The organism is Neobacillus bataviensis, from assembly GCF_019969725.1.
Window position 1 is genome coordinate 93,484 of record NZ_JAHXYW010000002.1, and the last position, 25,189, is coordinate 118,672.

At 40.1% G+C, this 25,189-nt stretch carries 20 protein-coding genes; 9 read left to right on the top strand and 11 right to left on the bottom strand.

What is annotated here, in order from left to right:
- Positions 1-160 precede the first annotated feature (160 nt).
- From LC455_RS05340 to LC455_RS05350, 3 genes are all read left to right on the top strand, one after another.
- On the top strand, positions 161-805 hold the full coding sequence (locus tag LC455_RS05340) for a hypothetical protein (protein WP_223588845.1): 645 nt from the start codon (positions 161-163) through the stop codon (positions 803-805).
- Entirely contained in the window at positions 805-2,508 is a 1,704-nt protein-coding gene (locus LC455_RS05345) for a GMC family oxidoreductase N-terminal domain-containing protein (RefSeq protein ID WP_223588846.1), read from the top strand. Before LC455_RS05340 ends, LC455_RS05345 begins: the two co-directional genes overlap by 1 nt.
- A 66-nt stretch (positions 2,509-2,574) precedes the next feature.
- Positions 2,575-3,102, top strand: coding sequence for a DUF3231 family protein (locus tag LC455_RS05350; RefSeq protein ID WP_223588848.1), 528 nt, complete (start codon positions 2,575-2,577; stop codon positions 3,100-3,102).
- Positions 3,103-3,271: 169 nt separating this feature from the next.
- On the opposite strand, the gene LC455_RS05355 is transcribed toward LC455_RS05350, so the two are convergent.
- Together LC455_RS05355 and LC455_RS05360 are read right to left on the bottom strand one after the other, a co-directional pair.
- Entirely contained in the window at positions 3,272-3,814 is a 543-nt protein-coding gene (locus tag LC455_RS05355) for a chromate transporter (protein WP_223588850.1), read from the bottom strand.
- Between the two features lie 16 nt (positions 3,815-3,830).
- Positions 3,831-4,457: a chromate transporter gene (locus tag LC455_RS05360; protein ID WP_223588852.1), complete on the bottom strand. Its 627-nt coding sequence runs from the start codon at positions 4,455-4,457 to the stop codon at positions 3,831-3,833.
- Between the two features lie 220 nt (positions 4,458-4,677).
- Here LC455_RS05360 and LC455_RS05365 point away from each other — a divergent pair, with 220 nt between their 5' ends.
- Positions 4,678-5,586 carry a LysR family transcriptional regulator gene (locus tag LC455_RS05365; RefSeq protein ID WP_223588853.1) on the top strand — a complete coding sequence of 303 codons (909 nt, stop codon included), beginning with the start codon at positions 4,678-4,680 and terminating at the stop codon, positions 5,584-5,586.
- Between the two features lie 161 nt (positions 5,587-5,747).
- Here the strand turns inward: LC455_RS05365 and LC455_RS05370 are convergent, their stop codons facing one another.
- Positions 5,748-6,644, bottom strand: coding sequence for a PhzF family phenazine biosynthesis protein (locus LC455_RS05370; protein WP_223588855.1), 897 nt, complete (start codon positions 6,642-6,644; stop codon positions 5,748-5,750).
- Positions 6,645-6,819: 175 nt separating this feature from the next.
- Between LC455_RS05370 and LC455_RS05375 the strand changes: the two genes are divergently transcribed.
- Complete coding sequence (locus tag LC455_RS05375; RefSeq protein ID WP_223588857.1) at positions 6,820-7,683, top strand: LysR family transcriptional regulator; 864 nt, start codon at positions 6,820-6,822, stop codon at positions 7,681-7,683.
- Positions 7,684-7,782: 99 nt separating this feature from the next.
- On the opposite strand, the gene LC455_RS05380 is transcribed toward LC455_RS05375, so the two are convergent.
- The 4 genes from LC455_RS05380 to LC455_RS05395 form a co-directional block, all read right to left on the bottom strand.
- Positions 7,783-7,923, bottom strand: a complete 141-nt coding sequence (locus LC455_RS05380) for a hypothetical protein (RefSeq protein WP_223588858.1) — start codon at positions 7,921-7,923, stop codon at positions 7,783-7,785.
- Positions 7,924-8,074: 151 nt separating this feature from the next.
- Positions 8,075-8,326 (bottom strand): DUF2535 family protein, encoded by a 252-nt coding sequence (locus tag LC455_RS05385; RefSeq protein ID WP_223588859.1) that lies wholly within the window; start codon positions 8,324-8,326, stop codon positions 8,075-8,077.
- 133 nt (positions 8,327-8,459) lie between these two features.
- Positions 8,460-9,587 (bottom strand): carboxynorspermidine decarboxylase, encoded by a 1,128-nt coding sequence (gene nspC / locus LC455_RS05390; protein WP_223588861.1) that lies wholly within the window; start codon positions 9,585-9,587, stop codon positions 8,460-8,462.
- 1 nt (position 9,588) lies between these two features.
- The gene (locus LC455_RS05395) at positions 9,589-10,833 is read right to left on the bottom strand and encodes a saccharopine dehydrogenase family protein (RefSeq protein WP_223588863.1); all 1,245 of its coding nucleotides are present in this window, start codon (positions 10,831-10,833) and stop codon (positions 9,589-9,591) included.
- A gap of 663 nt (positions 10,834-11,496) precedes the next feature.
- Between LC455_RS05395 and LC455_RS05400 the strand changes: the two genes are divergently transcribed.
- Positions 11,497-13,140, top strand: a complete 1,644-nt coding sequence (locus tag LC455_RS05400; protein ID WP_223588865.1) for an Ig domain protein group 2 domain protein — start codon at positions 11,497-11,499, stop codon at positions 13,138-13,140.
- Between the two features lie 60 nt (positions 13,141-13,200).
- On the opposite strand, the gene LC455_RS05405 is transcribed toward LC455_RS05400, so the two are convergent.
- Together LC455_RS05405 and LC455_RS05410 are read right to left on the bottom strand one after the other, a co-directional pair.
- Positions 13,201-14,610, bottom strand: coding sequence for an FMN-binding glutamate synthase family protein (locus LC455_RS05405; RefSeq protein WP_223588866.1), 1,410 nt, complete (start codon positions 14,608-14,610; stop codon positions 13,201-13,203).
- Between the two features lie 58 nt (positions 14,611-14,668).
- Positions 14,669-16,081: an FMN-binding glutamate synthase family protein gene (locus LC455_RS05410; RefSeq protein WP_223588868.1), complete on the bottom strand. Its 1,413-nt coding sequence runs from the start codon at positions 16,079-16,081 to the stop codon at positions 14,669-14,671.
- Between the two features lie 170 nt (positions 16,082-16,251).
- Between LC455_RS05410 and LC455_RS05415 the strand changes: the two genes are divergently transcribed.
- Positions 16,252-17,001, top strand: a complete 750-nt coding sequence (locus LC455_RS05415; RefSeq protein ID WP_223588869.1) for a YqjF family protein — start codon at positions 16,252-16,254, stop codon at positions 16,999-17,001.
- 67 nt (positions 17,002-17,068) lie between these two features.
- Positions 17,069-17,581: a hypothetical protein gene (locus LC455_RS05420; RefSeq protein WP_223588871.1), complete on the top strand. Its 513-nt coding sequence runs from the start codon at positions 17,069-17,071 to the stop codon at positions 17,579-17,581.
- Between the two features lie 114 nt (positions 17,582-17,695).
- Here the strand turns inward: LC455_RS05420 and LC455_RS05425 are convergent, their stop codons facing one another.
- Positions 17,696-20,170, bottom strand: coding sequence for an Ig-like domain-containing protein (locus tag LC455_RS05425; protein ID WP_223588872.1), 2,475 nt, complete (start codon positions 20,168-20,170; stop codon positions 17,696-17,698).
- Positions 20,171-20,570: 400 nt separating this feature from the next.
- Here LC455_RS05425 and LC455_RS05430 point away from each other — a divergent pair, with 400 nt between their 5' ends.
- Positions 20,571-21,131, top strand: coding sequence for a hypothetical protein (locus LC455_RS05430; RefSeq protein ID WP_223588874.1), 561 nt, complete (start codon positions 20,571-20,573; stop codon positions 21,129-21,131).
- 101 nt (positions 21,132-21,232) lie between these two features.
- On the opposite strand, the gene LC455_RS05435 is transcribed toward LC455_RS05430, so the two are convergent.
- Positions 21,233-24,592, bottom strand: a complete 3,360-nt coding sequence (locus LC455_RS05435; protein WP_440446383.1) for a polysaccharide deacetylase family protein — start codon at positions 24,590-24,592, stop codon at positions 21,233-21,235.
- Positions 24,593-25,189: the final 597 nt, after the last annotated feature.

Sequence of the window (25,189 nt, forward strand, 5' to 3'; positions counted from 1 at the left end):
GTAAAAATGCGGCTGGTGGTTGATCCCCAGCCGCTTATTTTCTGTCAAATTTCATTACCTTCAAGGTTAACAAATGAGTAAATTTTCTTACTTCCTAACATAGAAAAACAAACCCCAAAATATGATTAGGATGTGCAAAGGTATTTAAATCATTTGGGGGGTGCTAAAAATAACGAGAGCAAGCAATAGGCATACCAGGTCTACTTTTCAGGCACTTGTTCAAGCTATTATTCCAGCAGCTCCAAAATCAAATGTGGACATTTTAATGGCGGGTGCTTTGGAATTTAATGTTTATGAGTATGTCATTTGGATATTGGATCATTCGATTGCCTATCCAATAAAAAAACAGTTGAATTTAGTGAATGGCTCCATGTCTAAATCGACGGCTGAATTGCTGGACAAAGGGGCTGAACAATTAATCCTGACAGGGCAAATTCAGTATCCCCTTAATCAATATGCATTTCCTGGAGGCGGTCACTTCACAATGTTATCTCCAATTGACCGGTTAAGAGCTATTACTTTAATAGAGCAGCTTGAAATAAATCTTGACGCCTTGAATCTTCCCTATAAAAATAACCCAGGACTTATTCGGAATATGATGGATGTTCTTAATCAACTTACCCAGAATGGTCATTATTCTGAATGGCCGGCATATGAAACCACACGTTTGTTTTCACCTGAATATAGAAGAGTAGAATACTTTCCGCCTGGATGGATCCAGACCCAATATCCAGGTACATCAAAAGCGTATCGTGATTTTCGTGGATTCTTAACAATCATGCCTCATAAGAAGGTGAAAGACTAATGGAGAATCAAGACGTGATTGTTATAGGAGCAGGCGGTGGAGGGGCCGTTATCGCGAAGGAACTGGGGAGTATGGGAATAAAGGTTTTGGTTCTTGAAGCAGGCCCTTGGTACGGAAACAAAAAATGGCCCAATCCTAATCAAAAGCCCGGAGCTTCATTCAGTTCGTCACCACAAGATTTGGATGTATTTCTCCATAAAAGATTACTTAATAAGTTTGAAACGAACATGAATGATTTGGTCTCCGGCAGATTTCGATGGGGACCGGCGGACCGCAGCCGTCCCCAATGGTTTCGGAACATCAAGCAAAAGGGGTTGATTTGGCAATGCGCCGGTGTTGGTGGAACAACACAAGTGTATACGGCTAATTGCCCCCGAGCTTATCCTGAGGCAATTGATCAAGTGTGGCCTATTTCCTATCGAGAACTGCTTCCCTATTATGAAAAGGTTGAAGCTGAATTGCCGGTGAACTTTGCCGCGACGACAGCCAAGGAAGAATTATTTTATTATGGAGCAAAGAAAGCAGGATGGCCGATGGTTCAAACACTGGATGTCACAAAACCGGGATACCGGCCGCAGCCAAATGCAATTTTGCCTCCTAATGAAAACATCATGAACCCCTATATCTCCGATGAACAACTATCCTGGATGGAAGGGTGCACGCTTTCGGGGCATTGCATCAACGGATGCCCTCATGGCCCATCTGTCGATAAAATTGCCAAACGCTCTACCAATGTCAGCTATGTACCGCTAGCTTTACAAACCGGAAATGTCAGAATAAGGCCCAATACCTTTGCCTTAAAAATACTTACAGAAAAGAGCGGTGCCAAAAATATGCAGGCCATTGGGGTCATGATTAGGGATACATGGACTGGCCAAGAGGAAGAGCTAAGAGCAGAAACAATTATTATGTCTGCAGGAAGCATTGAAAGTCCACGGCTGTGGTTAAATTCAGGGCTCCCTGAAAATCCATGGGTAGGAAAAGGCCTGGTTAACCATTATATGGACTGGGTCACCGGGTTATTTGATGAAAAAGATCTGCTTCATATATTAGGAAATTCAGAAATTAATCCCTTTGTTGGGAATACTTGCGGGGCAAGGCTTGATATTCCCGGACTTGGGGCATTACAGACGGTTGGGATGAGCCCCGGATTAACCGCATCCTTTTATGGGGTGAGTGAATCTGGCTATTCTTTCTTAAACCAGCCTGGTGTGAACGACCCATGGGATGTAAAGGGGCGTCTGTTCGGGTATGAATTAAAGGAAGTGATGGATGCCTATCGGAAAACATTAAGTATTTTAGTCTGTACCGACGATGAAGTAGACCAACGTAACGGGGTTAGGCTGGATCCATTTTTGAGTGATGAACATGGACCTGTCCCTGATATAGTTTATAAACCCGTCAAAAACTCCTGTAAAAAGCGGAACGAGCTCGTGAAAATCGCTGTTAACTTGCTGCGAAAAGCGAGAGCCAAGAAAGTCATTTGGTCTGATTGGCCGGCAGGAATGATGATTCATATCGAGAGTACGATGCGTATGGGCTTTGTCGTGGATGAGAATTGTGAATCCATTCAAGTAGGACGGTTATATATCGCTGACAACAGCGTCCATTATAATGGCCTTGGCGGCGTAAATCCAACCCTTACTACACAGGCACTAGCTGTGCGTACAGCTGAAAAGTTATATAAAAAGTATTTCAATTAGCATGCTTTTAGCTATAAATGGTAAAAATACCACCATAAATCTAAAGTTGGGTGGGTTATTTCAAACATGAAAGTATTTGACCTTATTCATGATGTGTTTCAACCATTTATGGATGGCGATAAAAGACCTTTAAATGTAATGGAGGTTTCTAACCTATGGTTTTTTCTTTTAGGTACGGTAACGACCATGCGGAATGAAGAAATCGGTTACAACATTGCCCAAGATCCGGAATTAAAACAACTATTGAAGGACATAAGGGAAACCGTTCATGTCCCGATCAGGGACGAACTTAAAGAGTTCCTCACAAATGAAGGCATACCTTTACCTGCATCCACCCCTGTAAAGCCGGTCGGTGACTATCGGGATATACCAGAGGGAGCCAAATTAAATGATGAGGAACTGGCTAATTTAATGTCCTATAATCTCGCGATGGGGGTCAATTATGCTGCCAAAGGAATGACCGAATCAATCCGGGCAGATATCGGATTACTTTTTTCAAAAATCATTATGAGAAAAACGGCTGCAAGTTTAAGGGTGAAACAATATTTAGACCGGCATGAATGGCTTCGCATCCCGCCTTATTACAAATCATAGAAGTAGCGGACAGCGTGCTCCAATTGTCTGATAGGCAGCCGCAATTATCGGATAACATTCTCTAATCGTCAAAATTGCAGTTAAGAAACACCTCTACCAGACTTAGGAGGGGTGTTTTCTTTTTGAAAAGAGATATTAGAGTATAATATACTGCTTAGCTTTTTATATATTAACTATAGAGGGCCACACCCACTAATCCTGAAAGGATAATGACATAAAGAGGATGCCAACGGTATTTAATTAAAACAAATAAGGATAGTCCAAAAATGACCAGCAGACTTACCATACGATATGAGATATTGAAAGTAAGCAAGTCATTTGATAGTGCAAAACTTATAGAGGCATAAATGACTAAACTAGTAACAATAGGCTTTAATCCGTAGAACATGGATTGAACATATTGATTATCATGCATCCTTTTAAAAAATGAAGCGATTAGAATAACCAATATAATTGAGGGAATTAAAATAGCAATAGCCGATATGATGGCACCAGCTATTCCGGATGTTGAATACCCAACTAAAATGGCGCTATTGGTTGCAATTGGACCAGGTGACATCCCTGAAATGGCAATTAAATTGGTAAATTGTTCTGCCGGAATCCATCCGAAGCGGGTGACTTCCGAGCTTATAATCGGAATCATTGCATATCCCCCGCCGAAAGAAACTAAACCGATCCAAAAAAATGTTTTAAACAGCTGCCACAAAACCATTTAGTTCTCCCCCCATTTATATTCCGTCTCCGATAAAATAATCATTGCTGGTATAGGCTGTAACTTTTTCCTTGTCTTTTCCTTTCGTTATTTTATAGCCAAGTTTTCTTTTAATAAAAATTGAAATCGTTCCAGATAAAGCTCCAAGGAAAATGGCTAAGACTGGATGAATGAAGAATAATGCCGGCACGCCAATAAGCATGATAAAAAACGTCGTTTTATCAACAATGGATGTTTTGATCGTTTTAATAGCTGCATAAACAATGATGGCTAAAATAGTCGCTCTGATTGAAACAAAAGCAGCTTCAATCTTCGGATTATCATGAATGAATAGATAAGAAATTCCCAGAGTTAATACAATTAAAAAGGTAGGCAGCGAAACACCGATCATAGCTGCAATTGCCCCTTTGACTCCGCCTACTTTATGTCCGATAAAGGATGCTGAATTGATGGCGACTGCTCCTGGAACAGATTGTGCTAAGGCAAACAAATCAGTGACGTCTTCGCTATCTATCCATTTTTTCTTTTCTACTATTTCCCGCTCTATTAATGGAATCATCGCAAAACCACCGCCAAATGTAGCGGGGCCAATTTTAAAAAAGGTCCAAAAAAGTTGGAACAGCTTGACCCATTCTTCTTTCATATCTATCCTTCTCCCTTAGTACGATCTTTTTATATTAAAATAATATTTTATAGAATCTATCATACATCTATTATGTTATCAGATACGTCAAGGGGAATAAATTGCAACAAAATTATAGGGTATAATAAATTGTTATACCCCAGTAATAGCATCTGATTTTTACACTTTATGTGTTACCATAATTTATATTGACCCCCAAATACTAGGAGGAGAATGTTTCGTGAACATAGAAAGTTTGAAAATGTTTTGTTTGGTAGTGGATGAAGGAAGCATCAGTCAAGCCGCCAGATTAAGTTATGTCACACAGCCAGCTGTAACGAGACAAATCCACCAACTGGAAAATTATTATGGGACATTGTTATTCGACCGAACGGAAGGGAAGATGAGGGTTACAGAGGCCGGAAAACTGCTCTATCCATTTGCCAAATCGATCGTGAACGATTTTTATCGTTCCAGTGAAGTGATTAAACAGTCAACAGGAGAGCAAAATACCACCCTCCATGTTGGGGCTTCCTTTACCATCGGGGAATACTTATTACCCAGCCTGCTAGGGCGTTTCAAGAAGGAAATGCCTGAAATAAAAGTGACCTTGACGATTAAAAATACTCCTGGCATTTTAGAGGATTTAACCAATGATGTCATTGACTTGGCCATGGTGGAGGGAATCGTGGACAACGGTAATCTGACGGTCGAGAAATATGCCGTTGACGAGCTTATTCTCGTTTGTTCGCCTGACCATACATGGGGAGAGCAAATTGACATCGAAGAAATGGCAAATGAAAGGGTTATCTGGCGTGAATCCATATCTGGTACGCGTTTGATTGTAGAAAATATGCTAAGGGAAAAGGGAATTTTGGATAAAATCGAAAGTTATATGGAGTTAGGGAGTACCCAAGCGATAAAAAGCGCTGTAGAGGCTGGCCTTGGGATAAGCATCTTGCCGCGTTTAACGGTTGCCAAAGAATTGGAACAAGGGACATTACGAGAAGTGGTTATCATCGGAGTAAAGATTATGAGGGATTTATGGCTGGTTAAAAAACAACACCGCTTCAACAAATTGGGCGTTTCTAAATTTTTGGATTTTATCCATCAAAAAGAAAGCCAGAGGGACGGTTCTCATGGATTTTGATGTGAAGACCGGACGCAGGTTGTCGTTACGGCACTTCCCAACGATATGGTATAGTAATAATAGAGGAGACAGTCACTTTTTTTAAGACTCAATTGTGAGGGTCTCCTCAGAATTAGAATATGGGTGAATAAGTTGTATCTAAAGTTTAGATAGGATCCATATTAAATGTTGATTTTCCCTTCAATTGTTATGACCGCTGATCCAGCCACCTTAATCACTGGTTCATTTTTTTTCGAACCAATCGTTACATATAATATACCCGGCCTGCCGATGGCATGCCCCTGACCTATTTTAAGCTGATGAGGTTCCTTATTCGAAAGAATTCCTTCTAAAACCAAATATCCGGCTAAAGCACCGTTGGCCGCACCAGTTACAGGGTCCTCATCTATTCCAATGCCAGGAGCGAAATCCCTCGTATAAATATCAAACTCTCCATTTGTATCAAAGGTAAATAAATGTGTGGTTGAAATATGATGCTCCCGATTCATGCTGCCTAACTTTTTAAGTTGCGGCTCTGCTAAATCAATAGCTCTACGTGTTTTAACGGGAACCAGGAGATGCCGGTTTCCAGTATAACCTAGTTTAATTGGATACCTTTCATCTAAATCAGTAGATTGAATCCCAACCAGTTGGGCGAGGGTATCTTTATTAATTTCAATTTCTTCGACCTTTGGAGTGACTTGGGTCATAGAAACACTCATCAATTGATTGTTTTCTTTTATCCATGTTACAGGAATCAACCCTACGTTGGTTTCAAAAACAATCTGATCGGCTTTGTTTAACCAATTGTATTTGGTTGCAAGTAACCATGAAAGACCTATTGTTGCATGGCCGCAAAAATTAATTTCCTCAAGCGGTGTAAAATATTTTACTTTAAAATCAGCATTAGGATGGGAAGAAGGCAATAAAAATGCTGACTCTGGAAGATTTAATTCATTTGCAATTTTTTGCATTTCCTCCTCAGTTAAGGCCTCTGCATTGGGAATAACCCCAGCGGGATTTCCGCCAAACGATACATTCGTAAAAGCATCAATATGATATACCGGAATTTGTTTCATGATTCTCCTCCTCGAATATGATTTGTTCTACTTTAATCATATGCACTACTTATGTATAAGTAAAATGAATATTATGAATTGAATACATGAGAAATTCTCATGCAAATCTATCTTGAAGATCAATCAGTGCCCATTAGTTCAACAAAATTTTGTATTTTTAGAGGAGGGACCTCCAATGACACTTTTTCAATATGAAGTTTTTGTGAAAGTTGTAGACACAGGTAATTTTACTAAGGCAGGTGACATTTTAGGACTCACTCAATCTGGTGTCAGTCATAATATCTCGGCTTTGGAGTCAGAGCTGGGGATTATTCTTTTAAATAGAGGAAGAAATGGAGTTTCATTGACGGATGCAGGAATGCGGATTATAGAACATATGAGAAATATTCTTTCACAGTCGGAACAAATTAAACAAAAGACGGCCGCGATTCTTGGTATAGAAATGGGTAAAATCAAAATAGGAAGTTTTCCAAGCGCTTCAGCAAAATTATTGCCTGGCATCATCTCTTATTTCAAAAACAGGTATGAAGGAATTGATTTGGAACTTGTTGAGGGAAGTTATGACGAAATTACTGCATGGGTAGAAAATGGAGTGATTGACATTGGCTTTGTTTCGCTGCCAGTTAAAGGGGTGGAGACGATTCCTCTTTTAAAAGATAAATTGGTTGTGCTATTACCAAGCGGTCACACTTTGCATGAATATAAGACCATAACAATAGAACAGCTATCCGATGAACCCTTTATTATGCCTAAGGCAGGCTGTGAGGTGTTGATCAAGGAGAGGTTTCAATCCCATGGATTAAAGCCTAATATTGTATTTGAGGTAGAGGATAATCAAACCATTATTTCAATGGTCCAAGAAGGACTTGGACTAACGGTGATTCCGGAGTTAACATTACCCAATTGGTTTATGCATGTTTCTACTGTTGAACTTGTGCCTGAAACCTTTCGTAATATCGGATTAGCTGTAAAGTCTATGAAGGATTGTACACCTGCTGTTAAAGAATTCATCAAAGTCTCGCAAAAGTTTGTGAAATGAGAGAAAAATTGTACGGTTTTATTTGGGAGGATGAACTGGAAAAAAGCAAAAAGTGGATGTTTAAAGGGATGCCTAAAAAATAAGGAGCATCCCTATTTCTTAAGTAGTTTTATTATAAGTTTCCTGCGATTGTTCTGATTTACTTTCCGTAATGACGCGGTCAATATCAAGATAGGGTTTGCCCCGTACAGCTTCATTCGAAACAATATTCACGGTATTTTTCCGATGATCTTTCATCATCACTACCTCCAAAGGAAAATTTCAATACATGCTGATAGTTTTCTCTAACTAATGATCTTTCATTACCGTTTTTCAGAAAATAACTCATCTTATTGCCTGATAGGAAATGGAAAAAGAAAAATCCAGCAAGGACCGCTGGATATAATGAATATTAAGCGTTATTTTTAAACTCATGAAGGCTGAATAACTTTTTGAAATCAGGCCATCTCATTTTTGGCTTCAAGTAATCACGGAAGGAATAACAGCTTTTTTCTTGAGGATTCTTATTAAGGGATAAAATAAAGGATTCCAGGCGAACTTCCATCATGAAAAAATAGGGATTATTTTTATCCACAACAGGGATATCAACGATTTTAATCTTTTGTCCAGTTGAATTTTTGAATTCGAGGCTCTTAAATAACAAAATATCATCTTCTTTTTACCAGTTTTATATATTATAGCGCATTAGAAGACTAAAGCGTCAAAATATTGTTAAAATTCTATGGACAAAATTTTATAAAAAAACCAGATTCTATAACTAGAATCTGGTTTTACACTTAAGCAAGTCTTACCTTAAAATCTTGATAGCCAAACTCGCGAACAACCTTACAATCGCCATCTTTATCTTGTACCGCAATCGCTGGTAATGGCATGCCGTTAAACGTGGTGTTTTTCACCATGGAGTAAATCGCCATATCTCCAAAAACCAATCTGTCGCCGCTCTTTAATGGCTGGTCAAACGAATAATCGCCGATCACATCGCCTGTAAGACAGGTTTGGCCGCCAAGGCGATAAGTAAATGGCTTCTCTCCTGCTTCCCCTGATCCAAATAAAGGAGGACGATAAGGCATTTCCAGCACATCCGGCATATGACAGGTTGCGGAGGTGTCAAGAATGGCAATATCGATTCCGTTTTTATGGAGATCAAGTACAGAAGTGATTAGATATCCTGCATTGAGAGCAATGGCTTCTCCTGGCTCAAGATAAACTTCTAATCCGTATTTATCCTGCATTCTCTTAATGCATGCTTCAAGTCTCGGGATATCATAATCTTCCCTCGTAATATGGTGGCCGCCGCCAAAGTTGATCCATTCCATTTGCGTAAGCCATTGGCCAAACTTTTCTTCCACTGCATTTAGAGTCGTCTCTAAATCGTCAGAATTTTGCTGGCAAAGAGTGTGGAAATGCAGTCCTGAAACACCATCAAGTAATTCTGGACGAAAATCTTCCTGTTTTACACCAAATCTGGAACCTGGTGAACATGGGTCATAGATTTCATGGCCAACTTGTGTTGAACACTCAGGATTGATGCGCAAGCCCACTTTCCTGCCAGCTTGAAGAGCTTTATCTTTAAATTTTTCCAACTGTGAGAAGGAATTAAAGATAATATGATCGCAAATCGAGATGATTTCATCGATTTCATCTTCACGGTAGGCAGGGGCAAAGACATGATTTTCTTTGCCCATTTCCTCGTATCCCAAACGTGCCTCAAACAGGCCGCTTGCTGTTGTACCGCTCAAATATTCTCCAATGAGGGGATACATGGTTGTCATAGAAAATGCTTTTTGTGCCAAAACAATCTTAGCTCCTGTACGCTGCATTACGCCATTCAGGATTTTTAGATTTTTTTCTATAAGACCTTCATCAACTACATAACAAGGCGTTGGTAATTCTTCAAACCGCATCTTATCGAACTAGCTCCAGCTCTTTTTCTTCTGCTTCTTCTGGCAATGCATCCACAAGTACAGGATTAAAGTCTTCTACCCATGGAAGACCCCATTTATTTAACTCTTCCATGAATGGATCTGGATCAAACTCTTCAATATTGAATACGCCTGGCTTATTCCATTTGCCAGTCATGATCATCGCTGCACCAATCATCGCAGGTACGCCTGTTGTATAGGAAATAGCTTGAGAGCCAACTTCTCTATAGCACTCTTGGTGGTCACAAACGTTGTATACATAATAGGTTTTATCTTTTCCATCCTTTTTCCCTTTGAAGATACAGCCGATATTTGTTTTTCCGACTGTACGTGGTCCAAGGGAAGCTGGATCTGGTAATACTGCCTTCAAGAACTGAAGTGGAATGATTTGTTTTCCTTCAAATTCGATTGGCTCGATAGAAGTCATTCCAACGTTTTCAAGGGCCTTAAGGTGTGTAATATAGCTTTGGCCAAATGTCATGAAGAAACGGATACGCTTAAGTCCAGGAATGTTTTGTGCAAGGGATTCAAGCTCTTCATGGTAAAGCAAGTACATATCTTTTTCGCCCACTTCAGCGAAGTCATAAACTCGTTTGATTTCCATTGGCTCAGTTTCAATCCATTCACCGTTTTCCCAATAACGTCCGTTAGCAGAAACTTCACGGATATTGATTTCCGGGTTGAAATTCGTAGCGAACGGATAGCCGTGGTCGCCGCCATTACAGTCAAGAATGTCGATATATTCAATTTCATCAAAATAATGTTTTAGCGCGTAAGCAGAGAATACACCTGTTACACCTGGGTCGAAACCGCTGCCTAAAAGAGCTGTAATGCCAGCTTTTTCAAAGCGCTCACGGTATTCCCACTGCCATTTGTATTCGAATTTTGCTGTATCTTCTGGCTCATAGTTAGCCGTATCCATGTAGTGAGTCTTTGTTGCAAGACAAGCATCCATGATAGTTAAGTCTTGGTATGGTAATGCTAAGTTCATAACGATATCTGGTTTTACTTCATTAATTAATGCGATTAACTCATCCACGTTATCTGCATCAACTTGTGCAGTTGTAATTTTAGTTTTGCCGCCGTCAAGTTTCGCTTTTAATTCATCACATTTTGATTTTGTACGGCTTGCAATACAAATCTCTTCAAATACCTCACTGTTTTGAACACATTTATGAATAGCTACTGATGCCACGCCGCCGGCGCCAATAATAAGTGCTTTTCCCATTCTCCTATCTCCTAACTTAATAGATTTTGATTTTGCAACAACAACAAAAAAAGCAAGTGAAAAACGCATACCTGCGCACAACACTTGCTTTAGATATAATCAATATTAATACCATGACAAAAAGTCATAGAAATCCGTCTATCACAAAAGTCCTAGGACCATTGGGCAGAAAGCATTTTAATATTCAAAATATATCTTAATAGGATCAGAGTCTATATAGCAAATAATTACTTTTACCACTCTTATTGACCGTTTCACAAGTTGTGTGCATATGCACTGGTTGTAAAGTAACCAACTTATAAAATTTGAGCTTTTAACTCAATCAATAAGGCAACCAAAGTTGCCAATCGGCATTTGACCCGGCTGTCCGTATGGCCTTGACTTCCAAAAGGAGGTGGTCAAAATTATCTGCTTGGAAAGACTCAAGATTTTGAATATCAGCTTTCCAATTTCATGCTATTACATATTATCACATTTAAAAATAATAGCAATACTAAATACTAAAAAAAATATCAATAAATGTCGAACTATTTTATTTGAATAGCATTTTTATCTGGGTTAAAAGAGATATATTGGGAAAATTTCTAATTTTATCAATTGTTAACATTCCACTAACATTAGTGTGTTATTTTAGGGAGGAATCCACAAAAGGGAGTGAAAAGAATGAGACGTCAAAAGGTTTCAGCTTTTTCGTTTGTGCTACTGCTTTTGTTTTCATCTTTCTTTTTTATGACAGCGTGTGTTTCAGCTGAAAATGCCCTCGATCCTGCGCCACAGCTTCAGCCAGTGGGGACTGAAAATGGCAAGATGGTTTTGTTTGATAATACTCATGGACAAACAGCGGGAGCAGCGGATTGGGTTTTGGACGGGGGATTCTCTGATTTTGCGAATGCCTTAGCCAACAAAGGCTATTATGCCAAAGAGCTGCGAAAAAGCACCCCCATTACCTATCAAGATTTACAAGGCTACGATGTGTTCGTTATCGGGGAAGCTAATATCCCTTACAAAACTACTGAACAGGCCGCCATGATTCAATATGTACAAAACGGCGGCAGTATCTTTTTTATTGGCGATCATTATAATGCGGATCGCAACAAAAACCGCTGGGATGCATCTGAGGTTTTTAACGGTTATCGCAGGGGAGCTTTTTCCAATCCAGCAAAAGGAATGGGAACAGAGGAAGCTGCTTCTGCAGCCATGCAAGGTGTAACAGGATCTGACTGGCTGTCAGCCAACTTCGGCATCCGATTCCGCTACAATGCGATTGGAGATGTAACGGCTAATGATATTGTGGCTCCGAGTCAGGCTTTTGGTATTACCTCAGGCGTTTCGACAGTTGCTATGCATGCCGGTTCAACATTAGCGGTAACCGACCCCAACAAAGCAAAGGGTATTGTTTATCTTCCACCAACCTCAACAGCCTGGGGCAGCGCCGTTGACCAAGGTGTATATAATGGGGGAGGGAGAGCAGAGGGACCATATGCAGCGGTCTCCAAGCTTGGATTAGGAAAAGCGGCGTTTATTGGCGACTCCTCGCCAGTAGAAGATGCGACTCCAAAATATTTGCGAGAGGAAACAGGAGCAAAGAAAACTACGTACGATGGATTTAAAGAACAGAACGATGGTACTTTGCTGGTGAATATCATTGATTGGCTATCAAAGCAGGAAAGCTATACAGCCTTATCACAGGTTAGCGGATTACAGCTGGATCAGCCAACCGCCTTGCTATCAATGGAAAACCCGCAAACATCGACTGAACCGGTGGCAGAACCATGGGCTGCACCTGCAACAGGGTATAAATGGTATGATCCATCTACTTTCAAATCTGGGTCATATGGCTATGGCTCCAGTGGATCCGGTGGAACTGGAACGACAACATTGAATGAAAAGTTTGAGTCCGGAATCAAAACCGCCTATACTGCAGGCAATGTGACGCTTGCGAGTGGATCTTGGTATTTTGATAACGCCCTCATGGGTAATTTATCTACTGATAAGAAAACAGGTTCACAGTCAGCGCGTGTCCGTGCATCTGGATCCATCAAGATGAATTTCGATGTGAGCGGGGCAAAAAGCATTCAAATTTCCCATGCCAATTTCGGTACCGACAGCGGAGCGAATTGGCAGCTGCAAATGTCCACGAATGGCGGCTCGACATGGACAAACGTTGGAAGTACAAATACTAGTACATCCACTTTAACTGTTAAAACCTTTACCCTTACTCAAACAGCACCTGTCCGATTCCGATTAGTCGTTTCAGGGACTTCGGGGATGAGGATTAATTTTGATGATATAGTGATTAGTAATTAATTAATAGAGGATGCCTCATTAGGGGAGAACTATACATTGTTCTCTCCTGAAGATGGACCCTTACACTTGTTTGTCTTCCCATGGTTCAAAGGAAAACGGAATTCCAATCATTTTAGCGGTCAATTCATCATAGGACACTAAATCCTTTCTTGACAACTCTTTTAAAGATCGTTTTCCCATTGCTCTTAACGCCATTTTTATTTCTTCAGTACTTGCTGTTAAGAATTTTTCCGCTGCTTTTACCCCTTCTTCAACCTTAAATTGATCCTTGAACTTCCCGTCATACCAAATAGCCTGAGTAGGCGGTTCAAATGGAAGTGCATTCAACACTTGATCATGTGAAAGAGCAAACAACATGGAAGAGCCTAAATAGACAGCGTCAGCTCCGAGGGCAAGCACTTTTAAAAAATGACCGGGGACCAAAAGCCCTCCTGAAACGATTAAACTAATCTTTCCCTTCATCTTTCTTTTTTCTAGATGATTAGCAGCTCTAACTACCGCATGCAATGTCGGTATCCCAAAGTCATCAAATAAAATAGGCGGTGCCCCGTGCATGGCAGCCTGTCCACCATCAATGGCAATAAAATCAACCCCCATAAAGAGTAAATGATCAATATCTTCTTCAATTTTTCCGCCTGCACCAATTTTGACACCGATTGGAACACCACCTGATATGACGCGAAGTTCCTCCAGAAGCAGCTTTAAATCTACTAGTGTTTGATTTTCACAAAAATGTTCATAAATGATCGCTTCCTCATTTTCCTTAAGCCCCATCACTTCACGGGCACGACCTGTTAAACTTTGCGGGGGGATTTTTTTGCCCATTCCCGCTAAGGCGCCCTGACCTAATTTAATTTCAATCATGTCAGCACGTTTAATCACATTTTCGTCCTTTGCCCATTCTGTTTTTGAAAACTGTAAAATATACTTTCCGGCGGCGTTTAATTCGTCAGGCAGTATTCCACCTTCCCCAGAGTTTATTGCAGTTCCTGTTTTTTGGGCTGCTTCTGCCAATGAAAGTCTTGCTTGTTCACTAAGTGCAATCCCAAATCCCATTGCACTAATTATAAGTGGAATTTTTATTTCCATTGGTTTTTTTGCATTTGGCCCAATGGTAACGACAACATCTACCTCTTCTTCACCATCAACTGGAAATGGAGAAGTTTGTGCGGGGATAAAAGTAATGGGATCTAAATGCGGCCATTTTTTTGAAGAGCCTCCAAGCGGGCGAAAAAGAACTGCTCCTGTTTCAGCACGCAAGCTATTTTCTAGCATATTTTGAATGCCCATATGCCGAAGTCCAGGCATCAATTCGATAATATTTTCTTGATAACTGTCAGTTAAAATGATTTTCCCAGCCTTTTTCACTATTAGTTTCATAATCCAACGCCAACCAACGAGCATGAATATAAGCACGACAAATAGAAAGGACATCATTGCAAAAGTCAAATAAAATATTATGTTTGCCATAGTCAGTTTTCTCCATTATTACAGAAAATGAGAAAAGTCGATTCAAAGTGATGAAGAATTATGTCTCCATTTGTTTGTTTTCCCAAGGTTCAAACGAAAACGGAATTCCGGTCATTTTGGCGGTCAATTCATCATAAGAAACGAGATCTTTCTTTGATAACTCTTTTAAAGAGCGTTTTCCCATTGCCCTTAATGCCATTTTTATTTCTTCCGTACTTGCTGTTAAGAATTTCTCCGCTGATTTTACCCCATCTTCAATCTTAAATTGATCCTTGTATTTCCCTTGATTCCATACAACTTGTGTAGGAGGTTCAAACGGCATAGCATTCAATGATTGAGGATGCGAGACGGCAAATAACATAGCGGAACCTACATATACTGCATCGGCTCCGAGGGCGAGCACTTTTAAAAAATGCCCAGGTACTAGAAGGCCTCCACAGGCAATTAAACTTATTTTACCCTTCATGTTTCTCTTTTCTAGATGATTGACAGCTCTGACAATCGCATGCAGAGTTGGGATTCCAATATCGTCAGATAAAATCGGCGGGGCACCAAGTGTGGCTGCTTGACCTCCATCAATGGCAATAAAATCAACACCCATATAAATTAAATGATCAATATCTTCTTCAATTTTTCCGCCAGCTCCCATTTTTACTCCAATGGGAACACCACCTGTCAGGCTCCGCAGCTCATCAACTAGTTCTTTCAAATCATCCAGCGTTTGATCTTCAAAAAAATTATCATAAATTACGGCATCCTCATTTTCCTTAAGCCCCATCACTTCACGGGCACGACCTGTTAAATTTTTAGGAGAAATTTTCCCACCGGTCCCGAATAATGCGCCTTGTCCTAACTTAACTTCTATCATATCTGCCCGCTTAAATAATTCTTCTTCCTTTGCCCATTCTGTTTTGGAGAACTGCAAAATATACTTTCCGGCTGCATTTAGTTCCTCAGGTAAGACTCCCCCTTCACCAGAATTAATGGCGGTTCCTGCATTATTAGCTGCTTCTGCTAAAGAGAGTCTCACTTCTTCACTAAGGGCGATCCCGTAGGCCATCCCGCTGATCATTAACGGGATTTTTATTTTCATTGGTTTTTTTGCATTTGGCCCAATGGTTACCTGCACATCGACATCTTCTTCTCCGTCTATAGGAAAGGGTGTTGTTTGGGCAGGGATAAAAGTAATCGGATCTAAATGCGGCCATTTTTTTGAAGACCCCAACGGGCGGTGGAGAACGTCGCCTGTTTCAGCACGTAAGCTATTTTCAAGCATATTTTGAATGCCCATATGCCGGAGTCCCGGCATCAACTCCATTACATTTTCTTGATAACTGTCTGTTAAAATAATTTTTCCCATTTGCTTCACCATACGTTTCATTAACCAACGCCACCCAAAAAGCATGAAAACAAAGAATAAAAATATAAATGTTACCATTGCAAAAGCCAAATAATAAAAAATGTTCAACATATTTATAGCTCCATATTCAGCATATTCTCAATAAGATAGTCCACCACTCTTATTATATCCAAAAACAGGAAAATCATATAAAAAATAGTTGAGCTTTTTAGTATTCCTAATCGTATGAAATTGTTATTTTTCACCAAACTATGAACATATAAAAACAGGGGGATCTTTTCATGCATATAATGAATGACATTGTTCATCGTCCTTGGCCATTACCTTCAAAGTATTGGATTATGCGACAAACATGGAAAAATCTATTGTTTTTGCATTGGCCTATTCCGCTTGAAAAATTACGGTCTTATATTCCTTCCTCTTTACAAATTGACACTTATAATGGCTCCGCCTGGTTAGGCATAATTTTATTCGTGTTAGAGGGAATCTATCCTCGGGGAATTTCGTCTGTGTCCGTAACCCCTAAATTTCCTGAGATCAATGTAAGAACTTATGTTAAATGTGATGGCAAACCCGGTATTTATTTTTTGTCTATTGATGTTCGGAACTGGGCTTCCTTAAATATTGCAAAGAGATGGTATCGTTTACCCTATCATCCGGCGCAGATTTCTTTTCGAAAAGAAGGACAAACCTTTCATTGCCAGAGTGTCCGTAAGGGAAATGCGAATACTGATATCTTATTTAAAGGCAAATATGCTCCCATATCCGAGATTTATTTTCCAAAAGAAGGAACCCTGGATCATTGGCTCACTGAGCGATATTGTCTCTATAGTTCAAATAACGGAGTCAACATCTATTGCGGTGAAATACACCATCAGCCTTGGCCGTTACAAAAAGCGGAGATAGAAATAGAAAGGAATACCCTTTTTACACCTTTTCATTTTGACCTTTCTGAAGTAAAACCGATTGCTCATTTCTCTGCTGGTGTGGATTCGTTAATCTGGAATATTAAGAAAAGACGGATTAAGTAAAATAAACATAATATTTGTTTCTTTATAGAATAATGAAAAAGACTATATCAATTGAAGGAGTATCGAAATGGGTAAAAATAAGAATAATATAAAAATTGCCTTTTCATTAGCAACATTAATTCTTCCTTGGCTAACTGTCCCTTTTATGGGGAAACGAAGTTTTTTTAGGTTTTTGCCTGTAGCAAGTTTTGTCAATTTGATCATAAGTGTATTTAGTCTGTTCTGTTATCGGAAAAAATGGTGGGTAACTAAAAATCCTCTATCACCAGGACCAATAGATTTTACATATATATTAGGGCCTTACTTTGTTGCAACGCTTTGGATATTTAAATTAACATTTGGGAATTTCCCAAAATACTTAATTACTAATATGGTATTGGATCTTATTAACGCTTTTCCTTTTCCTTACATTGGGAATAAGGTTGGAATTGTCAAATTTATTAAGATGAAAAACTCAACCTGGTATTTTATATGTGTATTCTTGGCCATTATTATCTATGGATTTCAGTACGTTGTGGAAAAATCAATTAAGATAGCAGATAGTGTTAAAAACTCAGAGTTATCAAGTAATAAAAATTAAGATGAGGTTTAAAGAGATATTTTAAATTCAATTAAAAATCTTTGGGAACAAGGCGGGCTTTTTGGTCTTCAAAGAAAAACTCCCTTGGTCTTAGATTCCCAAGGGAGTAGGGGGTTATCTTAGCGCCCCGTTGCTATTAAAAAAGTATCTTTTTCCTGAGATTGTCATCCAGCCGGTTGCCATCGCCCCGTTGCTCTTTAAGTAATACCATGTAGTTCCGCTTTTTAACCATCCTACATACATTGCCCCATTGGAGTTGAGATAGTACCAGGTTGTGCCGAGTTTCAGCCAGCCTGTTTGCATTGCGCCGCTTTTGCTTAGGTAGTACCAGTATGCACCGCTCTTCACCCAGCCGGTTTGCATGATGCTACTGGTATTTGAGAAGTACCAAGTAGCGCCGACCTTATACCAGCCTGTTTTCAGCACAGAGGTCACAGGATCATAATAGTACCAATTCCCACCCTTAAACACCCAGCCAGTTGGTTTTGTGATTACTTTAATGGTTGCAGCTTCACTGGTATTTCCAGCCTTGTCGGTTGCCGTAATGCTTAACTCGGTGCCTGCTGCCTGAACAGGTATTGTGACCATAAACTTACCATCCGATCCTGCTGTGGCTGTTCCAATAACTGTACTAATAACGGTGCCAATAACAGTGCCGATTTTAGACTTTACATCAACCCTCGAGCCAACTTCCGCTTGACCAGTAACTGATGTTGCCTTATCGGTTACTTCATTAACTACAGGCCTCAAAGGGGCTGTTACGTCTATTACTATTACAGTTGTTGCTGTACTTACGTTTCCATTCTGGTCTGTGGCGATAACTGTTAATTCAGTGCCTGACGCCTGAACAGGAATCGTGACCGTAAACTTCCCGTCCGCTCCTGCAGTGGCAGTGCCAATAACGCTGCCATTGTTCGTCTTTACATCTACCTTCGAACCTGCTTCAGTTTGCCCCATGACAGAAGTTGCCTTATCGGTTACTTCATTGACCACAGGCTTTGCTGGGGCAGTTGTGTCTTTTACAACAACAGTTGCAGCAGTGCTAGTATTACCAGCTTTGTCGGTTGCGGTGACGCTTAATTCAGTGCCTGACACCTGAGCAGGGATTGTGACTGAAAACTTACTGTCTACTCCGGTTGTGGCAGTGCCAATAGCGGTGCCATTTTTAGCTTTTACATCGACCGTCGAACCCGCTTCCGCTTGACCTGTGACAGAAGTTGTCTGATCGGTTACTTCATTTACTATTGGAACGGCAGGTGGTGTTGTATCGATCACCGTCAACTGAACGGCCTGACTTACATTTCCAAAAGTATCTTTTGCCGTAATAGCAAGGGTGGTTCCTGCAGATTGGATAGGAATTGCGACACTAAAGGAGCCATTTTGTGCGGCTGCGCCAGTGCCAAGAACAACATTACCAGCTCTGACTTCCACCGTCGAACCGGCTTCAGCTGTTCCTGTCACAGCTGTCGCTTTATCAGTAACGGCATTGACCACTGGGGAGACCGGCGGTATGGTATCTCTCACCGTTACTTTTGTTGCTCGACTTACATTGCCGGTTGAACCTGTTGCCGTAACCAATAGGGTGGTTCCTGCAGGTTGGACTGGAATGGTTACACTGAAGGAACCATTATCAGCTGCTGTTGCCGTTCCAAGGACGGTTGCTCCAGATTTCACTTCTACGGTTGTGCCAGCTTCTGCTGTTCCGGTTACGGAAGTCGCTTGATCGGTCACATCATTGACCACTGGGGGGGCAATTTCCACACCTGCAATGGTGGCTTGCTTGCCCATTACACTAAAAAAGTCCGTTTGCGCACAGTCCGGACCACAAGAACCTGTTCCGATTCCTGGACCATTAATACGGAAAAAGTTTTGATTATTAATACCGCCAATAATCTTATGATCGACATTTGGATCCCCAATGTATCCTGCTGGTGCGCCAGTATCCCATTGTAAAAATGTTCCTATTCTGCTTTTCAACACTTCGTTGAATCCACCATTAAGGCCAATATCTTCGGTAAACTTTAATGATCCGGTTCCATCAGCTCTTAATATATCGATGCCATATGGGTGGGTAAACGTATATGTTTGATTTGGGCTCAAGCCGTCCGCTTTAAAACGGACTCTGCCGAATACGATTTGTTCTCCATCAATGGCCGGGCCATTGGCAAAAGCCGCTTCAAGAGCAAAGGTCCCGTCAGCACTGCCCCCATTTGGAAGGTTAATCGTAGAGCTGGCTAATTGATAAAAGGCCTCTTCGGGGAAATTTCCGGCTTTTAACGAAACGGGTTTTGATGGATCGGGTATGTCGCCTGAAACGATTGCACAAAATGGATCATTTGCATCTAAACAAAGTTGTAACCGTGTGCCTTGTGAATCTTCATACCAAACCGGATATCCATTATCCTCGTGGATTGGACCAAGCTGGGCCAATCTTGGGAAATCCATTGGGACCGTTTCTGCATTAGCCGCAGGAATGCCTCCGCTAAGTAAAGTAACGAGGGATAAGCTCACAAGAAACAAACGCTTCATTCTTGATTTTTTTTTCGTTTCATCTAATTTTCTTGAATGAACAGTCTTCTTAAATTGCATCTCTTGGCAGGCCCTCCTTTGAGTATGTAGGTTCAGCATTTTTTTATGAACCTAATAATCTGACACTCTCTTTTTTTCACAATCTCCTTTCTTGTTTAAAATGTGTATTCAAAAATATAGGACATATTACTCAAAGTTTTTCTAAAAAAATCCTTTTATATAGGCATTAATGGGTGTTGGGGTTATTGAGATAAAATATGTAAAAGCAAAAATATTACTGTTTGGAAATGTATTTTATATCTAATAAAAATAACGTTGAATATTTAGAAGTGGTTTTATCATCTTGGCAAAAATTTGTTGAATGAATGTAAAATATGGAGTTTTATTACTACCCCCTAATACATTTTGGCTTGTTCGTATTCTTTAAATATGATTATACAAAGAACATGAGGGGAATAACATGAGCAAACTAACCAAGGGAGCCCTTGCCATGGTGTTAGCGGGAGCTGTTACGTTTTCTGTCACCAACGCCTTGATAGTCGATAAATCTTCTAAAAAATTAATTGATAAAAATGCTTTGCCGATATCCAGGGAAAAAACGGCGGATGTCATCAATCAAATAGAAAAAACGTTGAAAGATGAAACGCCAACACCAATTGCGAAAAACGAGCAACCCTTAATATCTCAAACTGTTGCTTCTGTCCAAGCGGATTCAAAAAGTAAAAACAACAGTGTTATGGCCGTAGCAGCCGTTCAACAGAATACGAAAAGCTCCACCAAGAGAACAACAACAAATGCTGCTAATACGAATGCGAGCACAACCACAACGGCTTCATCAACGACACCGGTGACAAGTACAAAAGAACCTTCGACAACGACTGCACCTACAAAGACAGGAACTAATACAACAACAAGTACAACTTCAACAACAACCAACCGTGGACAACAAGTTTCTCAAGCTGCACAAGAAAAGGCTGAGAACCGTCGGGATGAAAAAGGAAACAACGGAAAGAAAATGTAATTTATCAAACAGGGGTCACCTAAAGCAGGTGATCCTTTTTCGTTATGAATCCAAATAAAAAAGGTCTTCCCCAAATGGGAAAGACCTTTGCGAGGGTTCCACTATGCAGATTCGTTCACCTTTACACTAGAGGTTTCCTGAGTGACATTACCTTTTCGTTTGAGTTTGTTCCATCCAACGGTAATTCCTTTTATGGCTGAGAAGATGGATTTGATCACAACATAAGTCATAAGCTGTTTGTACAAGATTCGCTGCAGAAACAATGAACCTAGTGGTTTAGGACTCTCTTTCTCCAATCGAAACGCATAAAGAGAAGTAATGAAATCCAGCAAGTAAAAAAGAATAAATCCAATGGCTGCTATTCCAGGGTGTGTGCTAAATAGCGCGATAATGAACAGTATATCTGCAATAGGCGATATGGTCTGATAAATATATTGGAAAAGCCACATGTTTGGCAGGCCGATAAATCCTAATGATTTATGTTTTTTATTAAATAATGCATCGCGGTGCTTCCATAAGCATTGTAACGTCCCATAAACCCATCGGTAACGCTGTTTTGCCAAACTTTTAATATCTTCTGGTACTTCTGTATAGGCGTATGCCTTTTCTTCAAATTCAATCTTTTTCCCATTGCGTAAAAGTGTAAGCGTGATATCAGTATCCTCTGCCAAGGTATCCTCTTTATAGTATCCTGCTTCTTCTACATCCGTCTTTCTCCAGGCACCAATGGCACCTGGTACAACTGTAATGCAATTAAGCGCAGCAAAAGCCCTTCTCTCTAGGTTAAAGCCTGTCACATATTCGATATGCTGCCAGTTTGTGAGGAGGTTCCCCTTATTGCCGACCTTTACATTTCCGGAAACAGCCGCAACATTTTCATCTTTAAAATGGTTAATAAGCAATGATATAGCATTTTCAGCGATAAGTGTATCAGCGTCAAGGGCAACCACGATTTCTCCTTTTGCTTCTTTAAAGCCAAGATTTACGGCGGACGATTTTCCCCCATTGGTTTTTTTAATTAATCTGACTTGATGATGGTTTGCATACGTTTCTTGAACCACAGAAGAAGTATCATCTTTTGATCCATCGTCAACAATCAGCACCTCAAAAGCAGGGTAATCGCTGGATAAAATCGAATCAACGGTTTTGCAAATGACTTTTTCTTCGTTATAGGCAGCAATCACGACACTGACAAAAGGTCTAAAGCTAGGATCAATCTGAGTTTCTTTATACCGTTTTACCTGTAATCTCGAAAGGAATACGAAGAAAATCAGGCGTAGGATTCCTAAAAGGATAGCCGAATAGAACAGAAAGTTTAATCCTAGTTGCCAGCCTTGAATGACCATAAATACGGCCTTATTATAGATCAAATAAGGGTTGCTCTGTTCAGCAGGAGGCATAATCTGGCTATTGCTTTTTCCAATAAGATCAGCAACGGTAGTAAATGTATAACCGCGTTTTTTTAGTTCTTTAATAATAATAGGCAATGCCTTTACAGTGTTGGATCGGTCACCGCCAGAATCATGAAGCAAAATCACATTTCCTTTTGGCAGCTGATCCAATACCCGTTTCACGATTTCCTGGCTTGAAAGTCTTTGCCAATCGTCAGTATCAATGGACTCACCAACCATGGTATACCCCATTTCCTGTGCCCGTAATATAGGTATTAGTTCGCTCCGGGAGTCTGGTTCAGCATCGGCCGTATACGGCGGGCGGAAAAGAGTCATCGAATGACCGGTAATTTCTTGAAATAATCGCTGAGTCAAATTTAACTCTGTTCTCATTCGAAATGGTGTAATGGATTCAACATTTGGATGGGAAAAGGTATGGTTGCCAATTTCATGTCCTTCTTTATAAACCCTTTTTACCAGTTCTGGATGCTTTAAAGCATTCTCTCCAATCATGAAAAAGGTCCCTTTTATATGATGCTTTTCTAAAATATCCAATATTTGAGGTGTATAGACTGGATCAGGACCGTCATCAAAGGTAAGGACGATTTCCTTACCTTTAGGTTTGCCATATCGCGCCACCTCAGAAGGTTTTGGGAATTTATTATAGGTTTCGGTAAGAATCATCCCTTGCGAATCCAATTGAATGGTTCTTTTCCCTTTTTCTGATTGAGAATTAACTTTCAATATTTCCCCAGCACCGGGATGGTGAACCGTTTCAGAGATGGCCAGGGTTTTAAGGGCATTTGATGGATTTTGTATCTCCTTTGGTTTATTCATGTAATTCCAGATCGAAGGATCTTCCGAACCGAGACGCCAAATTGCAACTCCGCTTGAGCCGCTATCTTTCGCCAGCTTCATTTGATTATAAAATGTAGCAGCATCCAAAAACCAAACGATATGGTTTTTTCCGTTTTCTTTATACCGTAAATATGGGTTGCCAGCTTGCTGATTCCAATGGATTTGCAGGTTTGTTCCCATTCCTAAATCCATAATATCTCCGAACTTCATCGTTTTCGCCGGCTGTTTGGAGTTTTCTTCCCAGTCGTAACCGTAACTTCCTAGACCCGTGATCAGTTTTTCAGAAGGAATAGGGAGTTGGTTTAAGTTCTCTTTTACCCAATCAGATGGGGCCACAGGCCCAGGTTTACTCATAGAGTTGTGTTGGTCATATAGCATGACAATCATGCGGTCAACGCTAGCTGCTAAAGAAGTATAGTTAAAACTAGTATTCTTCGGCGGGACATCCATTGTAACTATGAGATCATGTTGATGAAAGCTTTTAGAAACTTTACCAATAAAACGAGTGAAATAATCTTTGTCATTTGGATTGATTTCTTCAAAGTCGATATTAATACCGTCAAAGCCATTTGTTCTTACATAAGCCAACAAGTTTTTAATAAAAAGATCCTCAGCGCCGGGAGTCGTAAATAACCGATGCAGTGTATCGCCATCCCATTTGTTATTAATAAAATTATGAACTAATGGAAGAATCTTTATATTATGTGCTTTTGCTTCTGAAACAATTGAGCTGTCCGTGCTGGTTTTAAGGGTGAGACTTGGTGTAAGCTGCAGCCATTCCGGCACTAATGTTGTAATAGATTTACTATTTTTTTTGAAAGAAGTTTTGCTGTTTTCGTCCCAATTGACGTAAAAACCATAGACTTCTTGTTTTTGGTACGATGGTCCGATATTTTTTTGAACAAGAGGGGCAGGATTTGTTTTTTGTACCTGTGAAGCCAGCTCTTTTTCACTGAAACTCGTATTAATCGGCTCGATCCCGCTCTTGGCTGAGCTATTCGTCAATTGCAGTTCAGGAAATTCCGGGTTAGTAGCCAGGCTCTTAACAAAGATTGAGGATACTAGAACAATTAAAATAATAAAGCCTGCACTCATTCGTTTAATAATGGACCAGCGTCTTTTTGAAGGATCAAGAAAAACATGATCTTGATTTTGCTCCCTTTTCTTCAGCCCTAAATTGTAAAACCAGTGGAAGAAAAAATAGCAGACCAGGCCAATCAAACCTCCAAATGCACCTGATGCAATGCTTGGTGAAACTTGTAATTTAGTCTTTAAGGAAGATAATAACCAGTAATCTTGCAACTTGCTTAAATCCAGGGCTGGTAAATCACGAATGTTAGGTGTGAAAATGGTAATCAACGTTCCAAGGAATAAGGCGATGATATTAAGACGGAACAATAGGGAAAAAGCAAGTAATAATGGAATTTTTATATGATCTAAAGGTAAAGGTAAAAAGGCCAGAAAAAAACCGAGTGTACTCGCAACCGCTCCGGCATTTCCGGTGACAGGTGCAAACAATGATCTTACAACCCACCTAAATACTAGATTCACTTAGACTCCTCCTTATAGGTGTAGTGTTAAAAAAATGTATTATATATTAATAGATTGACCGGATACCTTGTAACGAATTTACTGCCGGAAGTTTGACAAGTGTCAAACAGAAAGTTTTTCGACAAAAAAATGATTAACAACAAAAACTTAGGGAGTCAACTAAGGATTTTGGGGGTAGGCGGTAAAAGTTCTAATAATATTTAAATGGTAATTGAGGATATTTTTTGTTTTTACTTGTATCTCTAACCATAATACCTA

Bases quoted from the DNA above. Each gene is read 5' to 3' on its own strand.
- LC455_RS05345 (WP_223588846.1), top strand. From the start codon at position 805: ATGGAGAATCAAGACGTGATTGTTATAGGAGCAGGCGGTGGAGGGGCC.
- LC455_RS05350 (WP_223588848.1), top strand. From the start codon at position 2,575: ATGAAAGTATTTGACCTTATTCATGATGTGTTTCAACCATTTATGGAT.
- LC455_RS05355 (WP_223588850.1), bottom strand. From the start codon at position 3,814: ATGGTTTTGTGGCAGCTGTTTAAAACATTTTTTTGGATCGGTTTAGTT.
- LC455_RS05360 (WP_223588852.1), bottom strand. From the start codon at position 4,457: ATGAAAGAAGAATGGGTCAAGCTGTTCCAACTTTTTTGGACCTTTTTT.
- LC455_RS05370 (WP_223588855.1), bottom strand. From the start codon at position 6,644: ATGAAACAAATTCCGGTATATCATATTGATGCTTTTACGAATGTATCG.
- LC455_RS05375 (WP_223588857.1), top strand. From the start codon at position 6,820: ATGACACTTTTTCAATATGAAGTTTTTGTGAAAGTTGTAGACACAGGT.
- LC455_RS05380 (WP_223588858.1), bottom strand. From the start codon at position 7,923: ATGATGAAAGATCATCGGAAAAATACCGTGAATATTGTTTCGAATGAA.
- nspC (WP_223588861.1), bottom strand. From the start codon at position 9,587: ATGCGGTTTGAAGAATTACCAACGCCTTGTTATGTAGTTGATGAAGGT.
- LC455_RS05395 (WP_223588863.1), bottom strand. From the start codon at position 10,833: ATGGGAAAAGCACTTATTATTGGCGCCGGCGGCGTGGCATCAGTAGCT.
- LC455_RS05400 (WP_223588865.1), top strand. From the start codon at position 11,497: ATGAGACGTCAAAAGGTTTCAGCTTTTTCGTTTGTGCTACTGCTTTTG.
- LC455_RS05405 (WP_223588866.1), bottom strand. From the start codon at position 14,610: ATGGCAAACATAATATTTTATTTGACTTTTGCAATGATGTCCTTTCTA.
- LC455_RS05410 (WP_223588868.1), bottom strand. From the start codon at position 16,081: ATGTTGAACATTTTTTATTATTTGGCTTTTGCAATGGTAACATTTATA.
- LC455_RS05415 (WP_223588869.1), top strand. From the start codon at position 16,252: ATGCATATAATGAATGACATTGTTCATCGTCCTTGGCCATTACCTTCA.
- LC455_RS05420 (WP_223588871.1), top strand. From the start codon at position 17,069: ATGGGTAAAAATAAGAATAATATAAAAATTGCCTTTTCATTAGCAACA.
- LC455_RS05425 (WP_223588872.1), bottom strand. From the start codon at position 20,170: ATGCAATTTAAGAAGACTGTTCATTCAAGAAAATTAGATGAAACGAAA.
- LC455_RS05430 (WP_223588874.1), top strand. From the start codon at position 20,571: ATGAGCAAACTAACCAAGGGAGCCCTTGCCATGGTGTTAGCGGGAGCT.